The organism is Salegentibacter profundi, from assembly GCF_054121475.1.
Window position 1 is genome coordinate 323656 of sequence record NZ_JBSYGG010000001.1, and the last position, 14487, is coordinate 338142.

At 38.1% G+C, this 14487-nt stretch carries 13 protein-coding genes; 3 read left to right on the forward strand and 10 right to left on the reverse strand.

Features of this window, described 5'->3' with window-relative positions; translation table 11 throughout:
- Positions 1 to 30 precede the first annotated feature (30 nt).
- From aat to ACW6NC_RS01575, 3 genes are all read right to left on the reverse strand, one after another.
- Entirely contained in the window at positions 31 to 669 is a 639-nt protein-coding gene (gene aat, locus ACW6NC_RS01565) for a leucyl/phenylalanyl-tRNA--protein transferase (protein ID WP_457863349.1), read from the reverse strand.
- An 83-nt stretch (positions 670 to 752) separates the two neighbouring features.
- Positions 753 to 1121: a DUF3127 domain-containing protein gene (locus ACW6NC_RS01570; protein WP_457863351.1), complete on the reverse strand. Its 369-nt coding sequence runs from the start codon at positions 1119 to 1121 to the stop codon at positions 753 to 755.
- Positions 1122 to 1127: 6 nt separating this feature from the next.
- The gene (locus ACW6NC_RS01575; protein WP_457863353.1) at positions 1128 to 2000 is read right to left on the reverse strand and encodes a flavin reductase family protein; all 873 of its coding nucleotides are present in this window, start codon (positions 1998 to 2000) and stop codon (positions 1128 to 1130) included.
- Between the two features lie 111 nt (positions 2001 to 2111).
- Here ACW6NC_RS01575 and ACW6NC_RS01580 point away from each other — a divergent pair, with 111 nt between their 5' ends.
- Positions 2112 to 3260 carry a sensor histidine kinase gene (locus ACW6NC_RS01580; protein WP_457863355.1) on the forward strand — a complete coding sequence of 383 codons (1149 nt, stop codon included), beginning with the start codon at positions 2112 to 2114 and terminating at the stop codon, positions 3258 to 3260.
- 41 nt (positions 3261 to 3301) lie between these two features.
- Here ACW6NC_RS01580 and ACW6NC_RS01585 read toward each other — a convergent pair whose 3' ends face one another.
- Both ACW6NC_RS01585 and greA read right to left on the reverse strand, forming a co-directional pair.
- Positions 3302 to 3691, reverse strand: coding sequence for an HIT family protein (locus tag ACW6NC_RS01585; RefSeq protein ID WP_457863357.1), 390 nt, complete (start codon positions 3689 to 3691; stop codon positions 3302 to 3304).
- Positions 3692 to 3791: 100 nt separating this feature from the next.
- A complete protein-coding gene (gene greA / locus ACW6NC_RS01590; RefSeq protein ID WP_457863359.1) occupies positions 3792 to 4268 on the reverse strand; it encodes a transcription elongation factor GreA in 477 nt (158 codons plus the stop codon).
- Between the two features lie 118 nt (positions 4269 to 4386).
- On the opposite strand from greA, the gene ACW6NC_RS01595 reads away from it, so the two are divergent.
- Positions 4387 to 4818: a hypothetical protein gene (locus ACW6NC_RS01595; RefSeq protein ID WP_457863361.1), complete on the forward strand. Its 432-nt coding sequence runs from the start codon at positions 4387 to 4389 to the stop codon at positions 4816 to 4818.
- A gap of 46 nt (positions 4819 to 4864) precedes the next feature.
- Here the strand turns inward: ACW6NC_RS01595 and ACW6NC_RS01600 are convergent, their stop codons facing one another.
- The gene (locus ACW6NC_RS01600; protein WP_457863363.1) at positions 4865 to 7246 is read right to left on the reverse strand and encodes a TonB-dependent receptor; all 2382 of its coding nucleotides are present in this window, start codon (positions 7244 to 7246) and stop codon (positions 4865 to 4867) included.
- Positions 7247 to 7537: 291 nt separating this feature from the next.
- Here ACW6NC_RS01600 and ACW6NC_RS01605 point away from each other — a divergent pair, with 291 nt between their 5' ends.
- Positions 7538 to 9958: an ATP-binding response regulator gene (locus tag ACW6NC_RS01605; protein WP_457863365.1), complete on the forward strand. Its 2421-nt coding sequence runs from the start codon at positions 7538 to 7540 to the stop codon at positions 9956 to 9958.
- Here ACW6NC_RS01605 and ACW6NC_RS01610 read toward each other — a convergent pair.
- The 4 genes from ACW6NC_RS01610 to ACW6NC_RS01625 form a co-directional block, all read right to left on the reverse strand.
- The gene (locus ACW6NC_RS01610; RefSeq protein ID WP_457863367.1) at positions 9948 to 11291 is read right to left on the reverse strand and encodes a sigma-54-dependent transcriptional regulator; all 1344 of its coding nucleotides are present in this window, start codon (positions 11289 to 11291) and stop codon (positions 9948 to 9950) included. The two genes, ACW6NC_RS01605 and ACW6NC_RS01610, sit on opposite strands and share 11 nt — an antisense overlap.
- A gap of 412 nt (positions 11292 to 11703) precedes the next feature.
- Positions 11704 to 12045: a hypothetical protein gene (locus ACW6NC_RS01615; protein ID WP_457863369.1), complete on the reverse strand. Its 342-nt coding sequence runs from the start codon at positions 12043 to 12045 to the stop codon at positions 11704 to 11706.
- A gap of 474 nt (positions 12046 to 12519) precedes the next feature.
- The gene (gene arfB / locus ACW6NC_RS01620) at positions 12520 to 12927 is read right to left on the reverse strand and encodes an alternative ribosome rescue aminoacyl-tRNA hydrolase ArfB (RefSeq protein ID WP_457863371.1); all 408 of its coding nucleotides are present in this window, start codon (positions 12925 to 12927) and stop codon (positions 12520 to 12522) included.
- A 5-nt stretch (positions 12928 to 12932) separates the two neighbouring features.
- Positions 12933 to 14486, reverse strand: a complete 1554-nt coding sequence (locus tag ACW6NC_RS01625) for a DUF4301 family protein (RefSeq protein ID WP_457863373.1) — start codon at positions 14484 to 14486, stop codon at positions 12933 to 12935.
- Between the last annotated feature and the right edge of the window lies 1 nt (position 14487).

Consider the following 14487-nt stretch of genomic DNA (forward strand, 5'->3'; position numbering starts at 1 on the left):
TTGCTTTCTCGATAGGGAGATTTTTTACACTCACTTTAGGAAATTTAAAAATGTTTTTCGGGGTATTTCCTCAGCTCCAAGGCTGGCAAGATGATCAGTATAGATCTGACAATCAATAAGTCGTACATCTTCGGTTCTGAGTTTTTCCACAAATTTTATAAATCCAAATTTGGAAGCATTACTCATTTTTGAAAACATGCTCTCTCCGCAGAAAACATTTTTATCCCTAAGGTATATTCCGTAAAGTCCACCCACGAGCTTTCCATCTTTCCAAACCTCAACCGATTGTGCAATATCAAGTTCGTGTAATTTTTGGTACTGTGCTTTAATCTCATCTGTGATCCAGGTACCAACCTGTCCCGGACGTTTTATATTGGCACAATTCTCCAGAACTCCTGTAAAGTCCTTGTTAAAACTAACTTCAAAAATTTCCTTTCTCAGTACTTGTTTCATGCTTTTGGAAATTTTAAGTCTATGAGGGAAAAGAACCATTCTTGGATCTGGACTCCACCATAAAACTGGTTGTGAAGCATCATACCAGGGGAAGATTCCCTGGTCATATGCGGCGATTAGACTTTGAACATTCAAGTCTCCTCCAACGGCAAGTAATCCATGCTCATCAGCATGATCAATTGAAGGAAAAGGATCGCCACTTTTAAGAAAATTCAACTAAATCTTATTTAAATAATTAAAAAGCCCGATAGAATACTATCAGGCTTGTAAATTAAAAAATTCTTTGATCTTTTCAGAAATTAGAACGGTAAGTCATCATGTTCTTCTTCATTAAAATCACTGGCCGGCTCAAACTGGTCTGGTGGCGGTACCTCCTGATTTCCTGTTTGCGCTTGAAGATTTTCTATCCTCCATCCCTGTATAGAATTGAAGTACTTAGTTTCTCCTTGCGGAGAAACCCATTCACGACCACGCAGGTTAATTCCTATCTTAACAGGTTGTCCCACCTGGTAATGATCCAAAAGGTCGGTTTTATCCTGAACGAATTCGACCAATATGTGTTGGGGGTACTGTTCCTCGGTAGTAACCACAAGTTCTCTCTTTCTAAAACCATTGCTGCCAAAGGTTTTAGTTTCACCAATTAGTTTAATCTTTCCTTGTACTTCCATAAATCTTTATTTTGCTAATAGTATTTTCCAGGCTGTTTCCAGTTTATTCTGCCTGAGCAGCTCCTTCGCCTTTAAATGAATTTTATTTTTATCTCCGCTTTTAATTAGGGTTGCAATTTCTGAATTTTCATTTAGAAAACCTTGAATTTCTTCCTCGGAAGGTAGACGTTCCACATTTCCCAACCTTCCCAGATCGTTTCCGGTAAGGACCTTGCTTTCCCTGATTTCAACTGAAATGGAATCCACACCTATACCCAAAGTAGAAAGTGGCTTTGGCACTTCGAACATTCCCATATTGGCACGCGTATACCAATTTCCTCCCATTCGTGCTACCTGGTCTATTTTATGTTGATCAATAAAGCCGTGTTCATCTAAAATTTCTTCTTTAATATGCATCTTCAATACTTCACAGATAACCAAATTACCGGCTCCGCCTTCTTGCCCTAATTCTACCACCTCTTTTACCTTACATTCAAACTGCACAGGTGATTCAGCAACTCGAAAAGGCTTTACTAAATCAGATTTAAGCATGGTAAGCCCAGCTTTTTCGAACTCGTTTACCCCTTCTCCGTATTCAGTACTTGATAGTGACATCTGCTGTACCATTTGGTAATTGACAATATTTATGACCACCTCATTGTGAGCCTTAACATTATTATATGTATGCTTAACTGTATTATCTCTACCACGCCTTGCAGGGGAAAATATAAGCGTAGGAGGATTTGAGCCAAAAACATTGAAAAAACTAAAAGGCGATAAATTAGGCCGTCCTTGTGAATCTACTGTACTTGCAAAGGCAATAGGCCTTGGCCCTACAGCACCCAGTAAATACTGATGTAATTTACCAGTGCTAAGCTCCCCGGGAGTTATACTTATCATACTTTGAATTTTGACAAAGGTAACGAAAGCCTCAGGGAATGAAAAGAGCACTGAGGCAATAAAATATATTTAAAAACGCTTATCTTTAAATTATAAAACCATTAATACTACATGAATTTTACCGATGAGCGAAGTTTTAACCGCTGGTTTATAGTAATATCCTGTTTAGTGGTGGTCGCTCTTGTTCTATGGAATACTTCTATATTTTTTCAACGCCTTAAGGAAGATGAGCGCGCAAAGATGAATATTTGGGCAAAAGCGCAGCAAGAACTTGATAATGCTACAGCTGATTCAGAGATTGATTTAATTCTGGAGATCCTTAACAACAACACCACCATCCCAATAATTCATACCTATGCAAATGGAGAGGTAGCTTATACTACCAATATAGATCCTGCAATTACACAAAACGAGAAAAGGTTAAGAAAATACCTCAATCGCATAAAGGACGAAAACGAACCCATTGTTATAAACCTGGGCGAAGGTCAGGAACAATATATCTTCTACGGAAATTCCCCTGCCTTGAATAAACTAAAATACTATCCTATAGGCCTCACCCTTATTGGTTTTTTGTTTGTGGGAGTGGTTTATTTCTTTTACACCACCACAAAATCCAGTGAACAGAATAAACTCTGGGCAGGAATGGCTAAGGAAACCGCCCACCAGATCGGAACTCCTTTATCTTCATTGATTGGATGGACAGAAATCTTGAAAGATGAAAATGTCAATTCATCTTATATTGAGGAAATGGAAAAGGATATTGACCGATTGAAAACCATTACAGAACGTTTCTCAAAAATCGGTTCTGCACCTCTCCTTACAAAAACGAATATTGTTGAAGAAACTCAAAATGCTTTTGATTATTTAAAAACCAGAAGCTCCAATTTGATCAAATTTCAATTAATTGCTCCAAAGGAATCAATTTACGTAAACCTTAACCAACAGCTCTACAGCTGGACCATAGAAAATCTTGTGAAAAATGCGATTGACGCAATGCGGGGAAAAGGAAACTTGACTATCGAGATAAAGCAAGACAACCACTGGGCTTTTATTTATCTAAAAGATAGCGGAAAGGGTATTGATAAAAACAGGTTCAAACTAATCTTCGAACCTGGACATACTACTAAAAAAAGAGGTTGGGGTTTGGGTCTTTCTCTTGCTAAAAGAATAATTGAAGAATATCATCGAGGAAGAATTAAAGTTGTCCACAGCGAAATAAACAAAGGAACTACTTTCAGAATTGCTCTACGGAAGGTTTAATTTAATGTTTCTATTTCTCAAAATCTACTAGGAAAAATCACCTAGAGGTTGACATGAATAGACTGGGCTAATTTTTCAAACTCTACTTCACTCATTTCGATATTATTTGAAAAATCCATATCTTTCATAGAGTTCAGCGGAATTAGATGAACGTGCGCGTGCGGAACCTCAAGACCTACTACTGCCATTCCTACACGTTTACAGGGAACAGTTTTCTCCAATGCAATAGCAACTTTCCTTGAGAACCGCATTAACTCCTGGTATATTTCTTCTTCAAGATCAAAGAGCCTGTTTACTTCTTTCTTAGGGATACAAAGTGTATGTCCTTTGGCATTTGGATTTATATCGAGAAATGCAAGAAACTGACTGTCTTCGGCGATTTTATATGCCGGAACCTCTCCTTTAACTATTTTACTAAAAAGTGTAGCCATAAGTTTATAATTTATTTGTTTTATTAAATATAAAATCCTTTTCTTTCTTCCTGAGTTAAGGAATTGGAAAAGGATTTCATCTAACTGTTAAATAAACAAATTATTCTCTCCAGATTTCAAGAATTTCAAATTCCATTTTTCCGCTAGGAACATCAATTTGGGCAGTATCTCCAACTTTTTTGCCTAGCAGGCCTTTTCCAATCGGAGAATCTACTGAAATTTTTCCGGACTTAAGATCAGCCTCGCTTTGGGCTACAAGTTTATATTTCATTTCTGAACCGTTACCAAGATTTTTAATCCGAACAAAAGAATGTACAAGTACTTTAGAAGTATCCAATTGAGATTCATCTATAACACGAGCATTCGCAACAATTTCTTCCATTTTGGATATTTTCATCTCCAGCATCCCCTGGGCCTCTTTAGCTGCATCATATTCAGCATTCTCACTAAGATCCCCTTTATCGCGGGCTTCAGCAATCGCCTCAGAAGCTCTTGGCCTTTCAACATCTCTAAGCTGATTTAATTCATCCTTCAATTTTTTCAGGCCCTCTGCAGTATAATAAGATACTTTGCTCATAACTTCATCGTTTATATAAATAGAAAAAATCCCATAGCGTGACGGGATTTGTTTAACAAATATAATAAATTTAAGCTTTGAAAGCAATTATATTCTTTTAGTAAGAAATGTGGATTTTATGAAAAACATACTCCTGAGCTTATTAACTTCTGTCCTCCTGGCAGGCTGTTCTCCCGAAGAAAATAATCGGATTAATAATCCTAATCTCCCGGACCTGAATTTCAGGATTCAGCTCAGTTTAGACCTTCCCGAATACAACAACCTTCAATATCCTGGAAATTCCTATTCCACCTACACCGAGGGAATTAAAGGAATAGTCATTTACAACATCAATAATTCCCAGTACACTGCCTTTGAACTAAGTGATCCAAATCATCCACCAAATAATTGTTCTGCAATGCAGGTAACTGGAATTACTGCCAAATGTCAATGTGAGGATGGGAATGAATATAATATTGTAACAGGAGAACTTACGGCCGGTAAGGGAGAGTTTACCCTAAAACCCTACCGCATAGAGCGCATAGGGAATGTTATCGAGGTTTATAATTAGAATAGAAGAACCTTGCCATAAACAATATGGCAAGGTTCCTGATCAATTAAAATTTCAAGGTTACCCCAAGTAGAAAATTAGTAGTTGCCTGTGGATAATACCCCGCTCCATCATAGGTTTGTAGTCCACTGGAAAATTCTGGATTTGGCAATTCGTAAGTGTAATAGTACCCGTTAGAAACATACTCCACACCAAACAAGTTATTTACTAGCCCCGTTATTATTATTTCCTTAAAAAGCGGTGCTTCCTTCCAATTGTATTGCACATTAAGATCATTAACAAAATAACTGTCCAGTTTTGAGGCTTCAGTTTCAATATTGCTCATATACTGTTCTCCTACGAATTTTGAAAGAAAGTTTACTTCCAATCCTTCAAAAGGCGTATACCCAAATAGGTTTGCAGCAACTATTGAAGGTGAATACGAAATCTCAGTATTTCCAAAATTAACAGCTTCCCCGTCCCAGGTTGAAACGAAGTCGATATTTTGGTTCCTACTAAGGGCCAGGTTTGGACGAAGATTAATTTTATCTGATATCCTAATAGTGGCATCTATTTCTAGTCCCAACCTGTAACTCTCTCCGCTATTTTCCCGAATAAAGGCACCGACCTCATCGAGACCACCGGTAAGTACCAACTGATTTTGATAATCCATAAAATAAAAATTGGAGTTCACCTGAACATTGGGGGAATTATACCTCCAACCTAGCTCAAAGTCATTGAGTTCTTCCGGTTCAGGATCGCCATTCTCATAGTCATTTCGGCTGGGTTCTCTGTGAGCTCTGGCAAATGAAAAGTAAAATTGATTGCCGGTATTCAACTGATAAGTCAGTCCTGCCTTCGGATTAAAGAAATTTAAGTTATCATCTACCGGAAAACTACTTCCATCGGAAAGAATCCCCTCTGTCTCATAAGTTATAGTTCTCAATTGAAGATCAGCATAACCTGCTAACTTATTAGTTATCGCGAAATTTGCTTTTCCATAGATATTAAAGTCTGTTTTTGTTGCCGTATTCTCATAGTAAGGTTGATTAGGTCTTTTATTACTGGCAAATTGGGTATAGATAACCTCTCCGAAATGATCACCTATATACTTATTCCATCCCCCGCCCAGAACGACATCCCAATCACTTTCCTGGTAATTCAGATCATATGTTGTTCCGAAAAAATGATTATCTAACCATTTGGTACCCACCAAATCTGAATTAGTAATCATTTCACCTCCAGCTTCAAAGGGCTCCAAATCAAATTCGGTAAGACTGGCATCCTCTTCATACTCTTCATAATAACCCCTACCATAGGTATAATGAAGAGCAAGGTTAGATGACCAGTTGGAATCGTATTCCTGATTCCATAATAATTGGTAGTGATCCTGCTTATAATTATCAGTTTGGTCTTCGTAAAAACGTATTGCTCCATTTTTGTCTTCATAGAGTCCTGCGGGATTAAATGTACGATCATTTCTAAGGGTTTCTGCATCGATGCCATACCAGGCCTGGTAAGTTCTTTCGCTACCACCAAATGTGAGGGCTTTTACCAGGGTATTGGTATCCACATAAGTCCCTTGGAGAAAATATGACTTCAAATCGGTTGCAGCACGATCGATATACCCATCACTTTTTATCTGAGAGGCTCGACCGGCAAATTCCCAATGTTCATCTAAAAGCCCGGTACTGAATTTTAAAGTGTGTTTTCTGGTGTTATAGGAACCCACACTATTAGCAAGTTCTGCAAAGGCTTTTTCCTTATATCCGTCTGTAAGAATATTGAGACTCGCCCCGAAGGCACCTGCTCCATTTGTGGAAGTACCAACCCCACGCTGAAGTTGCATGTTTTCCACCGAAGAAGCGAAATCTCCAAGGTTCACCCAAAAACTACCCTGGCTCTCAGCATCGTTATAAGGAATCCCGTTAATAGTAACATTTACCCTAGTCCCATCACTACCTCGAACCCGAATTCCAGTATAACCAACTCCCGCTCCTGCATCGGACGTAGAAACCACATTGGGCATATAATTCATAAGTACAGGAATATCCTGACCTAGATTTCGGTTTTCAATTTCCTCGTTAGTCAGGTTACTATAAGTAATAGGAGACTGAGCATTTACCCTTAATGAAGAGAGAAATACCTCATCCAGGACTTCTTTTGCATCGGAAAGATCTACATTGAGAACTTTATTGTCAAAAAGATCTACTTGGACAGATTTCTGATTCCCGTAGGAAAAAACGAGATTGTAGGTTCCATCTTCGAGTTCCAAACGATAATTACCATCCGCATCGGTTTGTGTACCTCCCCCTGATTCCTGGGTGTAAACTAAAACTCCCTCTACAGGTACCTCATTCTGAGTAACTTTTCCTTTTAAAATGTGAGTTTGTGCTATGGCCTGAAAGGATAGTAAAAATAGGCCAGCATAAAATAATACAGTTTTCATTCGTAAATATTTATTACGAATAAAAGGGGCGATTATTCTTAGTTTAAAATTAAATAAAAAATCCTGAAATTGCCCACCGGTGATTTGGCATTTTCAGGAGTACATACTTAGTTAGCGCACTTTGCGCGATCCCTTGGCAGCATTACCTGCCCAGGTTCATTGGGTATGATCTCAGCCTTGATTTAAAGGCACCCCTTGTGAGATTTGGGGCAAATGTATAAAGCTTTTTGGGAATTCCCATATTTTTATTGCATTTCATTTAATTGGTGTAATTTTAGCGGAAGTTAAGTTATGCAAAACACCAAACGTTCGATCACCTTTAAGGTAGTAGCTGGGTATTTTCTGATAGCTGCCCTAGCTGCCCTATCCGTCTGGTTCGTTTATACCCAGGTGGTCGCCTTCACAAATCTCGCTGATTCCAATACCAATAATAATGAGAAACTCTTCTTAGTTAGTGACATTACAACAGAATTATATGAAACTGAAAATATTAGTCGACGGCTTATTCAGACCGGGGAGGAAAGTGATCTTAAGCTATATCAGGACCATTTAGAGTCCATTAGAAATAATATCAGTTTACTTAAGGAATCGTATAAGGATGCTCAAATGAAAACAGAACTGGACAGCATCTCAGCCCTACTTTCAAGAAAAACCGACAACCTCAATGAATTATTAAAATTAAGAGCACAGGACCGCAATACAAGCTACTACACTCAAGTAATAGAGGAACTTCGAAAGGTAGAACCTTCTTTTAATGCGAATAATTACGAAGAGCGCTTTGCCAACCTCGAGCCCCATCAAAGAAGGGTGCTTATCAGACTACTGGAATTCTCCGAAGAAGAAAATGCGGAACAGCTAACCAACCGAACCGCAGATTCCCTTATAGGGTCTGTAAAAAATGTGCTTAGCGAACTTGAAACCGCAAACCTGGAATTTCGCCAGCAAATTATTGAAAAAGAGAATGAACTTCTGGATAACGATCTAATATTAAATCAACAACTTCGAAGTGTCCTAGCTACTATTGAGCAGGAAGAACGAGAGGCCTCACTCATCCGTGCGCAAAGTTCAGAAAATATGTTGAAGGACACTTCAATGATTATGATCGCAGCCGGTTCGATCAGTATTATTATCATCCTGGTTTTCCTTTTTCTTATCATCAAGGATGTCAGCCGAAGTCAGCGTTACCGAAGCCAGCTGGAAGAGGCCAAAACCTTTGCCGAATCACTTTTGAAGAGCCGGGAACATTTCATGGCAGCCATTACTCACGATCTGAGATCTCCATTGAACACGCTCATTGGCTATACGGATTTGATGGGTAAAACTGCACTAAACACCAAGCAGAACCACTATTTAACCCATGTTAAGAAGTCGTCAGATTTCATACTAAGGCTTGTCAATGATTTGCTTGACCTTTCCAAATTAGAAGCCGGAAAAATGCTGGTAGAGAAGTTGCCATTTAATCCTAAGAAATTAATTGAGGATAGTGTGCATAGTTCTTTACCCGGGGAAAATAACAAAGATGTCGAGATCATAATAGACATGGCGCCTGAAACCGATGTCCAGGTGTTAAGCGATCCGTTCAGAATAAAACAAATCATCGCAAACCTGGTTACCAACGCTTATAAATTCACACATGAAGGTGAAATTAGAATTAGCAGCAGGCTCAGAAAAGATATTGAGGACAGTTATACCCTTATCATTTCGGTAAAAGATTCTGGAATCGGAATTCCAAAGGAAAAACAAGAAGAAATATTTGAAGAGTTTTCCCAGGAGAATAATAAAATTGAGAAACAATATGGAGGTACTGGGCTTGGACTTACCATTTCCAGGAGTCTAACCAACCTGCTCAAAGGTAGACTAGAATTGATTAGTGCAGCTGGAGAAGGCAGTGAATTCATCATATATATACCGGTGGTCCGGATTGAAAATCAAGAGAAAATCATTCCTGAAGAGAAAGAACAAACTCCTGCTCCAAAACTGCTTAAAAATAAGAAGGCATTAGTCGTGGATGATGAACCTTCTCAACTGGCGCTCACCCAGGAATTGGTTAAGTCTTTAGGTCTTACCTGTGAAAGTAGTTTAAATGGGTATGATGCCTTAAACAAACTGAAATCAGGGAACTTCCAATTGGTGCTCACCGATATTCAAATGCCGAGAATGGATGGTTTGGAGCTTATCTCGAAAATTAAAGAGAACCCGAAAATTAAGAACGTACCGGTGATTGCGATCTCGGGCAGGACAAGCCTTGATCCTGACTTTTATATCAAGGCAGGATTTGCAAAAAGCCTCATAAAGCCTTATAAACCCCAAGAGCTTTTAAATAGTATTGCTGAGATATTCGAAGTTAGCTTTAGGCCTAATAATTATCTCGCTCCCGGCAAAAAACCAGGGACCGAATATGACCTTGAAGAGATCTACCAGTTCTCAGGGGGTGATCACAAGGCTATGCACATCATTATAAATGCCTTTCTGGAAAGTTCAGAAAAAAACCTGAATGCCCTAGAGAAAGCTTTTGAAAAACAGGATCAGGAAAAAATGGCTAACGTAGCTCATAAAATGCTACCTATGCTTAAACAAATGAAGGCACATTTTATTGCGGAAAAGCTAAGAGAGATTGAAACTCATAAAGAATTAAACAGATCTGAATTTATCGGCTTAATTAAAAATATTCGGTTATTAATGAATCATCTCAAAAGTGAGCTTACAGCTTAATTCCGTATTGCTTTAATTTATTGTAAAGGGTTTTGCGGTCTATAGAAAGTAACCTGGCCGCTTTACTTTTGTTTCCACCAGATTTTTCTAAGGCTTCAAGGATGAGTTGTTCCTCATTTTTATTTTTAAATAAACCGTACTCAGTTTCAGTTTTTTGTGCCGTTGAAATTTCATGAGGCAGCACTTTTAATGGGATCAAATCGTCCTGGGTCAAAAGTACAGCACGCTTGACCATATTTTTTAATTCTCTTAAATTTCCGGGCCAATTGTAATTTTTAAAAGCCTCGATAGCTTCTTCCGTAAAGCCGATCACATTTTTTTCAAGCTCGGTATTTGCTTCATCGAGAAAATATTCCGCAAAGATCATAAGATCTTCTTTTCTATCTTTTAGGGCTGGCACCTTTATAGAAAATTCATTTAACCTGTGATAAAGGTCTTCTCTGAATTCTCCTTCTCTTACTGCCTGGGCAAGATCTTCATTAGTTGCAGTGATCACACGAATATCAACTTCAATTTCGTTGTTACTCCCAACGGGTTTGATCCTTCTCTCCTGAAGGGCGCGAAGTAATTGCACCTGGAGCTCATAGGATAAATTTCCTATCTCGTCTAGAAACAAAGTTCCCCCATTGGCAGCTTCAAAGTGACCAGTTTTATCATTGATCGCCCCGGTAAAAGAGCCCTTAAGATGACCAAAGAATTCACTAGATGCAAGTTCTCTAGGGATTGCCCCACAGTCAACCGCTATAAAAGCTGCATTTTTCCGCTTACTCTGTGAATGTATACTTTTGGCAACCTGCTCTTTCCCTGTTCCGCTCTCCCCTATTATAAGAACTGACATATTTGTCGGTGCAACAAGCTCAATATAATCGTTAAGTTTACGGGAAGCATCACTGACACCCTTTACAAAACTATCTTTTTGAGACGTGGATTTTTCAGGCTTGACTGGTTTTTCGATTTCGGCTGCACTGGCCTGATGATGTTTTAAGGCATTTTCAATAGTTTGGAGGATAGATTCAGGTCGAAAGGGTTTAGATACATAATCAAAGGCGCCATCTTTCATCGCTTGCACTGCCATACTTATCTCAGCATAGCTAGTCATTACAATGACCTGGGTTTTGGAATTCTTTGCCTTCACCTCCTTTAAGATATCTAGGCCATCTTTATCCGGAAGTCGAACATCGGTAAGAATAAGGTCAAAATCCTTTTCATTTATATTTTTCAACGCTTCTGTAGCCGTGAAAACAAGCCCAGCCTCATAGTCTCTTTTTTGTAAGAACGTTTTAAGCATCGTGCCGAAAGCGACATCATCTTCTACTATGAGGATTTTAGTCATAAATAATGCTGAATTAAAATGTATGGTGCAAATTTAACAATCTTAGGTTCATAGATTTTAAAATTAAGCATAAAAAAAGAGATCAAATCAATTGACCTCTTTTTTCGACAAATCTAAAGAATATACTTGTCGGTTACTTATTGGATCCATTTAACAGAAAAATATAGAATATCTTCAACATCTTCCAAAATGACTCTTTTTAAAGTGTTAGTTGATCAAAGAATCCTTGTTCCCTGAGAGTCATTTTTTCAAATTAAATATCAATTAAATTGATAAAAATTCTAATTTTTCCGTTGCCGAAAGAGTTGGCATCTCTGTAGTTTTCGGCCAGTGGTTAAAACCGCCATAAGCTATGGTAGGGCATAATATGGCGGTTTAAATTGGTTAGTTAAGAGTTAAAAACGACTCGGATTTATTTATCCTTGTCATCTTTATCTATCCAGTTACCGTCCTGGTCTGCATAAACTTTCTTTTTCTCACCTTCTACATTAAGCGAAAGTTTATACACTGTTTTCCCGTCTTTCTCTTTTACCCATGCTTCTTCGGTTACTGCACCGTTAAAGTCAGTCATGACAGCATCCTTAACCGGCTGTGGAAGTGCTACGACATCAATTTCTTGGAAATCTTTTTGTTGCTGAGCATGAGCTTCCACTTGCGTATTGGCTTCTACCTCTCCCTCAACCTGGGCATTTGCATTTTCAGTGTAAAAAAACATTGCGGTTACTGCTAGTAAGCTTAATCCTAACTTTTTCATAACTTTTAGTTTTAGTGTGTTTATATTTTAGTTGCTAGATATAAAGGAACAATTATACCAATTCAGTTAAATTGATGTCAAATCACTGATATACAGACGTTTTAACTTTTAGGGGTTTGTTGTTCCGGTTAATTTTATGTGGAAATTCACTAATTTTAAGAGTTCTTTATGTGGAAATTCCGACCACATTTCTTCAAATAAGTGTACCTCAAAATAAAAAAGAGGCCCTAAAGCCTCTTTTTTCTCCGAAAATCTAAATTATACAACAGTTATCCAAGCTGTTGAGTTTAGTTAGTTTGAATCAAGTTTTTATCAAACTCCAAAGGTCTTAAGTCAAAATCGTACCATTTCAGAAATAAAAATACATTGACCTGATAACTAAACTATTAGGTTTACATGCAAAAAATAAGGGAATAAAAAAACTGGGGAAATCATTATCACCTTCTACAATTATGTAGAAAAATTACACAGTCACTAAGGGGATTGAGGGGGATTTTTTCTTCTAGCCTTTTTATCTGCCTGAATCTTCTTTTTCTTTAAACGTTTTTCCCTAGCTGCAAGAGATGGTTTAGTCTTTTTTCGGGGTTTGCGTTTTTTAAGGGCTTCTTTAATCAAATTAAGAAAGCGAAGGGTTACATCTTTTTTATTTTGATTCTGACTCCGGGAAACATCACTCTGGAGCGTTAATTCCCCTGACCCGGTAATCCTGTTAGCTAATTTCTTAAGAACCCTGATTTTTTCTTCATCTGATAAAGCTTCCGAATTTTCCACAGGAAAATAGAGTTCCACTTTAGATGAAGTCTTATTTACATGTTGGCCGCCGGCCCCGGAACTCTTAACTGCCTTAAAGTGTAATTCCTGTATTATTCTTTCCTGGTCCACTAACTTTACTTTGTACGATGATTCGGTTTCAGCAGATCCGATACAGTCTTAACGGGATTAAAAGTAGTCACCGGCACTTCTACAAAAACCGTATTCCAAAAGGCCATCCCCCCATTCCAAAGACCTGGACGTTCTAGAGCTTTCAATGGCTTTCCATCTTTGGTTTTATGAGCAATAAAGCTCATTCGTTCATCGACATACTTATGAAGATCGTATTTCTCACCTTTCCAATTATAAATCCCGCACACGATATCCACCGGATTGAAATGAGTGGAATTATTTAGTATCTTGAGTTGTTCCTTATTTTCCTTATCGATTTGAGCTCCTTCAATAATCTGTAGGTTTACTTCCCCTGACTCATCTTTAACTAAAAAGGGACCCCCTCCAGGTTCTCCCTCATTTTTAACCATTCCACAAACACGTAAAGGCCTATCAAGTTTCTCGCAGAGATATTGAGTCTTCTCTTCTCCCGTGAATTTATTGAAAGAAGTCGTTATTTCCACAGTGAGCTCATTTTCTATAAAATGAGCAATCTCATCAAGCTTAGCCTCAGAATTATTCCCAGCTTCCAATAGGTTTAAATAATTAAATATCTGCTCCTGAAGTTGAAGGATTTTTCCACCCAACATTTTTTTATGCTCTACAACATCCCCAAGATTCTTCTCAAGCACTACATTATCTATATTTTTAATAAAGATAAGATCAGCCTCCTGATTATTGAGGTTTTCAATTAGAGCTCCATGTCCACCAGGTCTAAAAAAGATATGGCCTTCTTCATCCCTAAAAGGTTCATTTTCCTGGGTTACTGCAATGGTATCTGTTTTAGGATCCTGATAGGAATAGGTTATTTCAAAATTTGTTTCGGTGGCCTTTTCCACTCTCTCCTTTATGGCCTCAAATTCATTTTTGAACTTATCCTTATCCCCGTGGGAAATCGTAAAATGTAACCTGGCCTGGCCATTTACGTTTAAGTATCTGGCAGCACCGTAGAGGTGTTCTTCAAAAGCAGTAGCAATTCTGTTTCCATATTTATGAAAAGGAACCAGCCCCTTTGGAAGACTATTAAGATTAAGACCATCTTCATAGAGCATTGTCTTGACCAGAATCAATTGCTGTTCATCCTTAGGTTTATTATCAAAAGTTGAATCCTTCTCGCTGGCTAATTTCAGAGCCTGGTAGTAAAAAGGTAACTGTTCCATCCCTTCAAAAAACCGTTGGAGTGAAGCATCCCCTTTTCGGTCCAGATAATCCCTAATGCTTTCCTGTTCAAAGTCAAATTCATCGGCGAATTTATGAAGGGCCTTAAACATTCTGGTAGCGGCACCCGAAGCCGGCACAAACTTTAGAAAATTCAATTGAGGTTTTCTATCTTCATAATGTGCGATAAAGTCTTTTTTTTCTTTTTCGGAATAAACAAATATCCCATTACCAGGTGTCGCAGCCTTCTGAATATCAACTTTTATATTACCTTTTTCAAATAATTTAAGTTGGCGTTCTACTTCTTTTGAACTTAATCCTTTCTCCTCAATCTGTAAAATATCAATTTCGCTGAATCCCACG

Excerpts from the sequence above, each read along its gene's own strand:
- ACW6NC_RS01580 (WP_457863355.1), top strand. The coding sequence starts at position 2,112 with ATGAATTTTACCGATGAGCGAAGTTTTAACCGCTGGTTTATAGTAATA.
- ACW6NC_RS01615 (WP_457863369.1), bottom strand. The coding sequence starts at position 12,045 with ATGAAAAAGTTAGGATTAAGCTTACTAGCAGTAACCGCAATGTTTTTT.
- ACW6NC_RS01600 (WP_457863363.1), bottom strand. The coding sequence starts at position 7,246 with ATGAAAACTGTATTATTTTATGCTGGCCTATTTTTACTATCCTTTCAG.
- ACW6NC_RS01610 (WP_457863367.1), bottom strand. The coding sequence starts at position 11,291 with ATGACTAAAATCCTCATAGTAGAAGATGATGTCGCTTTCGGCACGATG.
- ACW6NC_RS01570 (WP_457863351.1), bottom strand. The coding sequence starts at position 1,121 with ATGGAAGTACAAGGAAAGATTAAACTAATTGGTGAAACTAAAACCTTT.
- ACW6NC_RS01575 (WP_457863353.1), bottom strand. The coding sequence starts at position 2,000 with ATGATAAGTATAACTCCCGGGGAGCTTAGCACTGGTAAATTACATCAG.
- ACW6NC_RS01605 (WP_457863365.1), top strand. The coding sequence starts at position 7,538 with ATGCAAAACACCAAACGTTCGATCACCTTTAAGGTAGTAGCTGGGTAT.
- ACW6NC_RS01585 (WP_457863357.1), bottom strand. The coding sequence starts at position 3,691 with ATGGCTACACTTTTTAGTAAAATAGTTAAAGGAGAGGTTCCGGCATAT.
- ACW6NC_RS01595 (WP_457863361.1), top strand. The coding sequence starts at position 4,387 with ATGAAAAACATACTCCTGAGCTTATTAACTTCTGTCCTCCTGGCAGGC.
- greA (WP_457863359.1), bottom strand. The coding sequence starts at position 4,268 with ATGAGCAAAGTATCTTATTATACTGCAGAGGGCCTGAAAAAATTGAAG.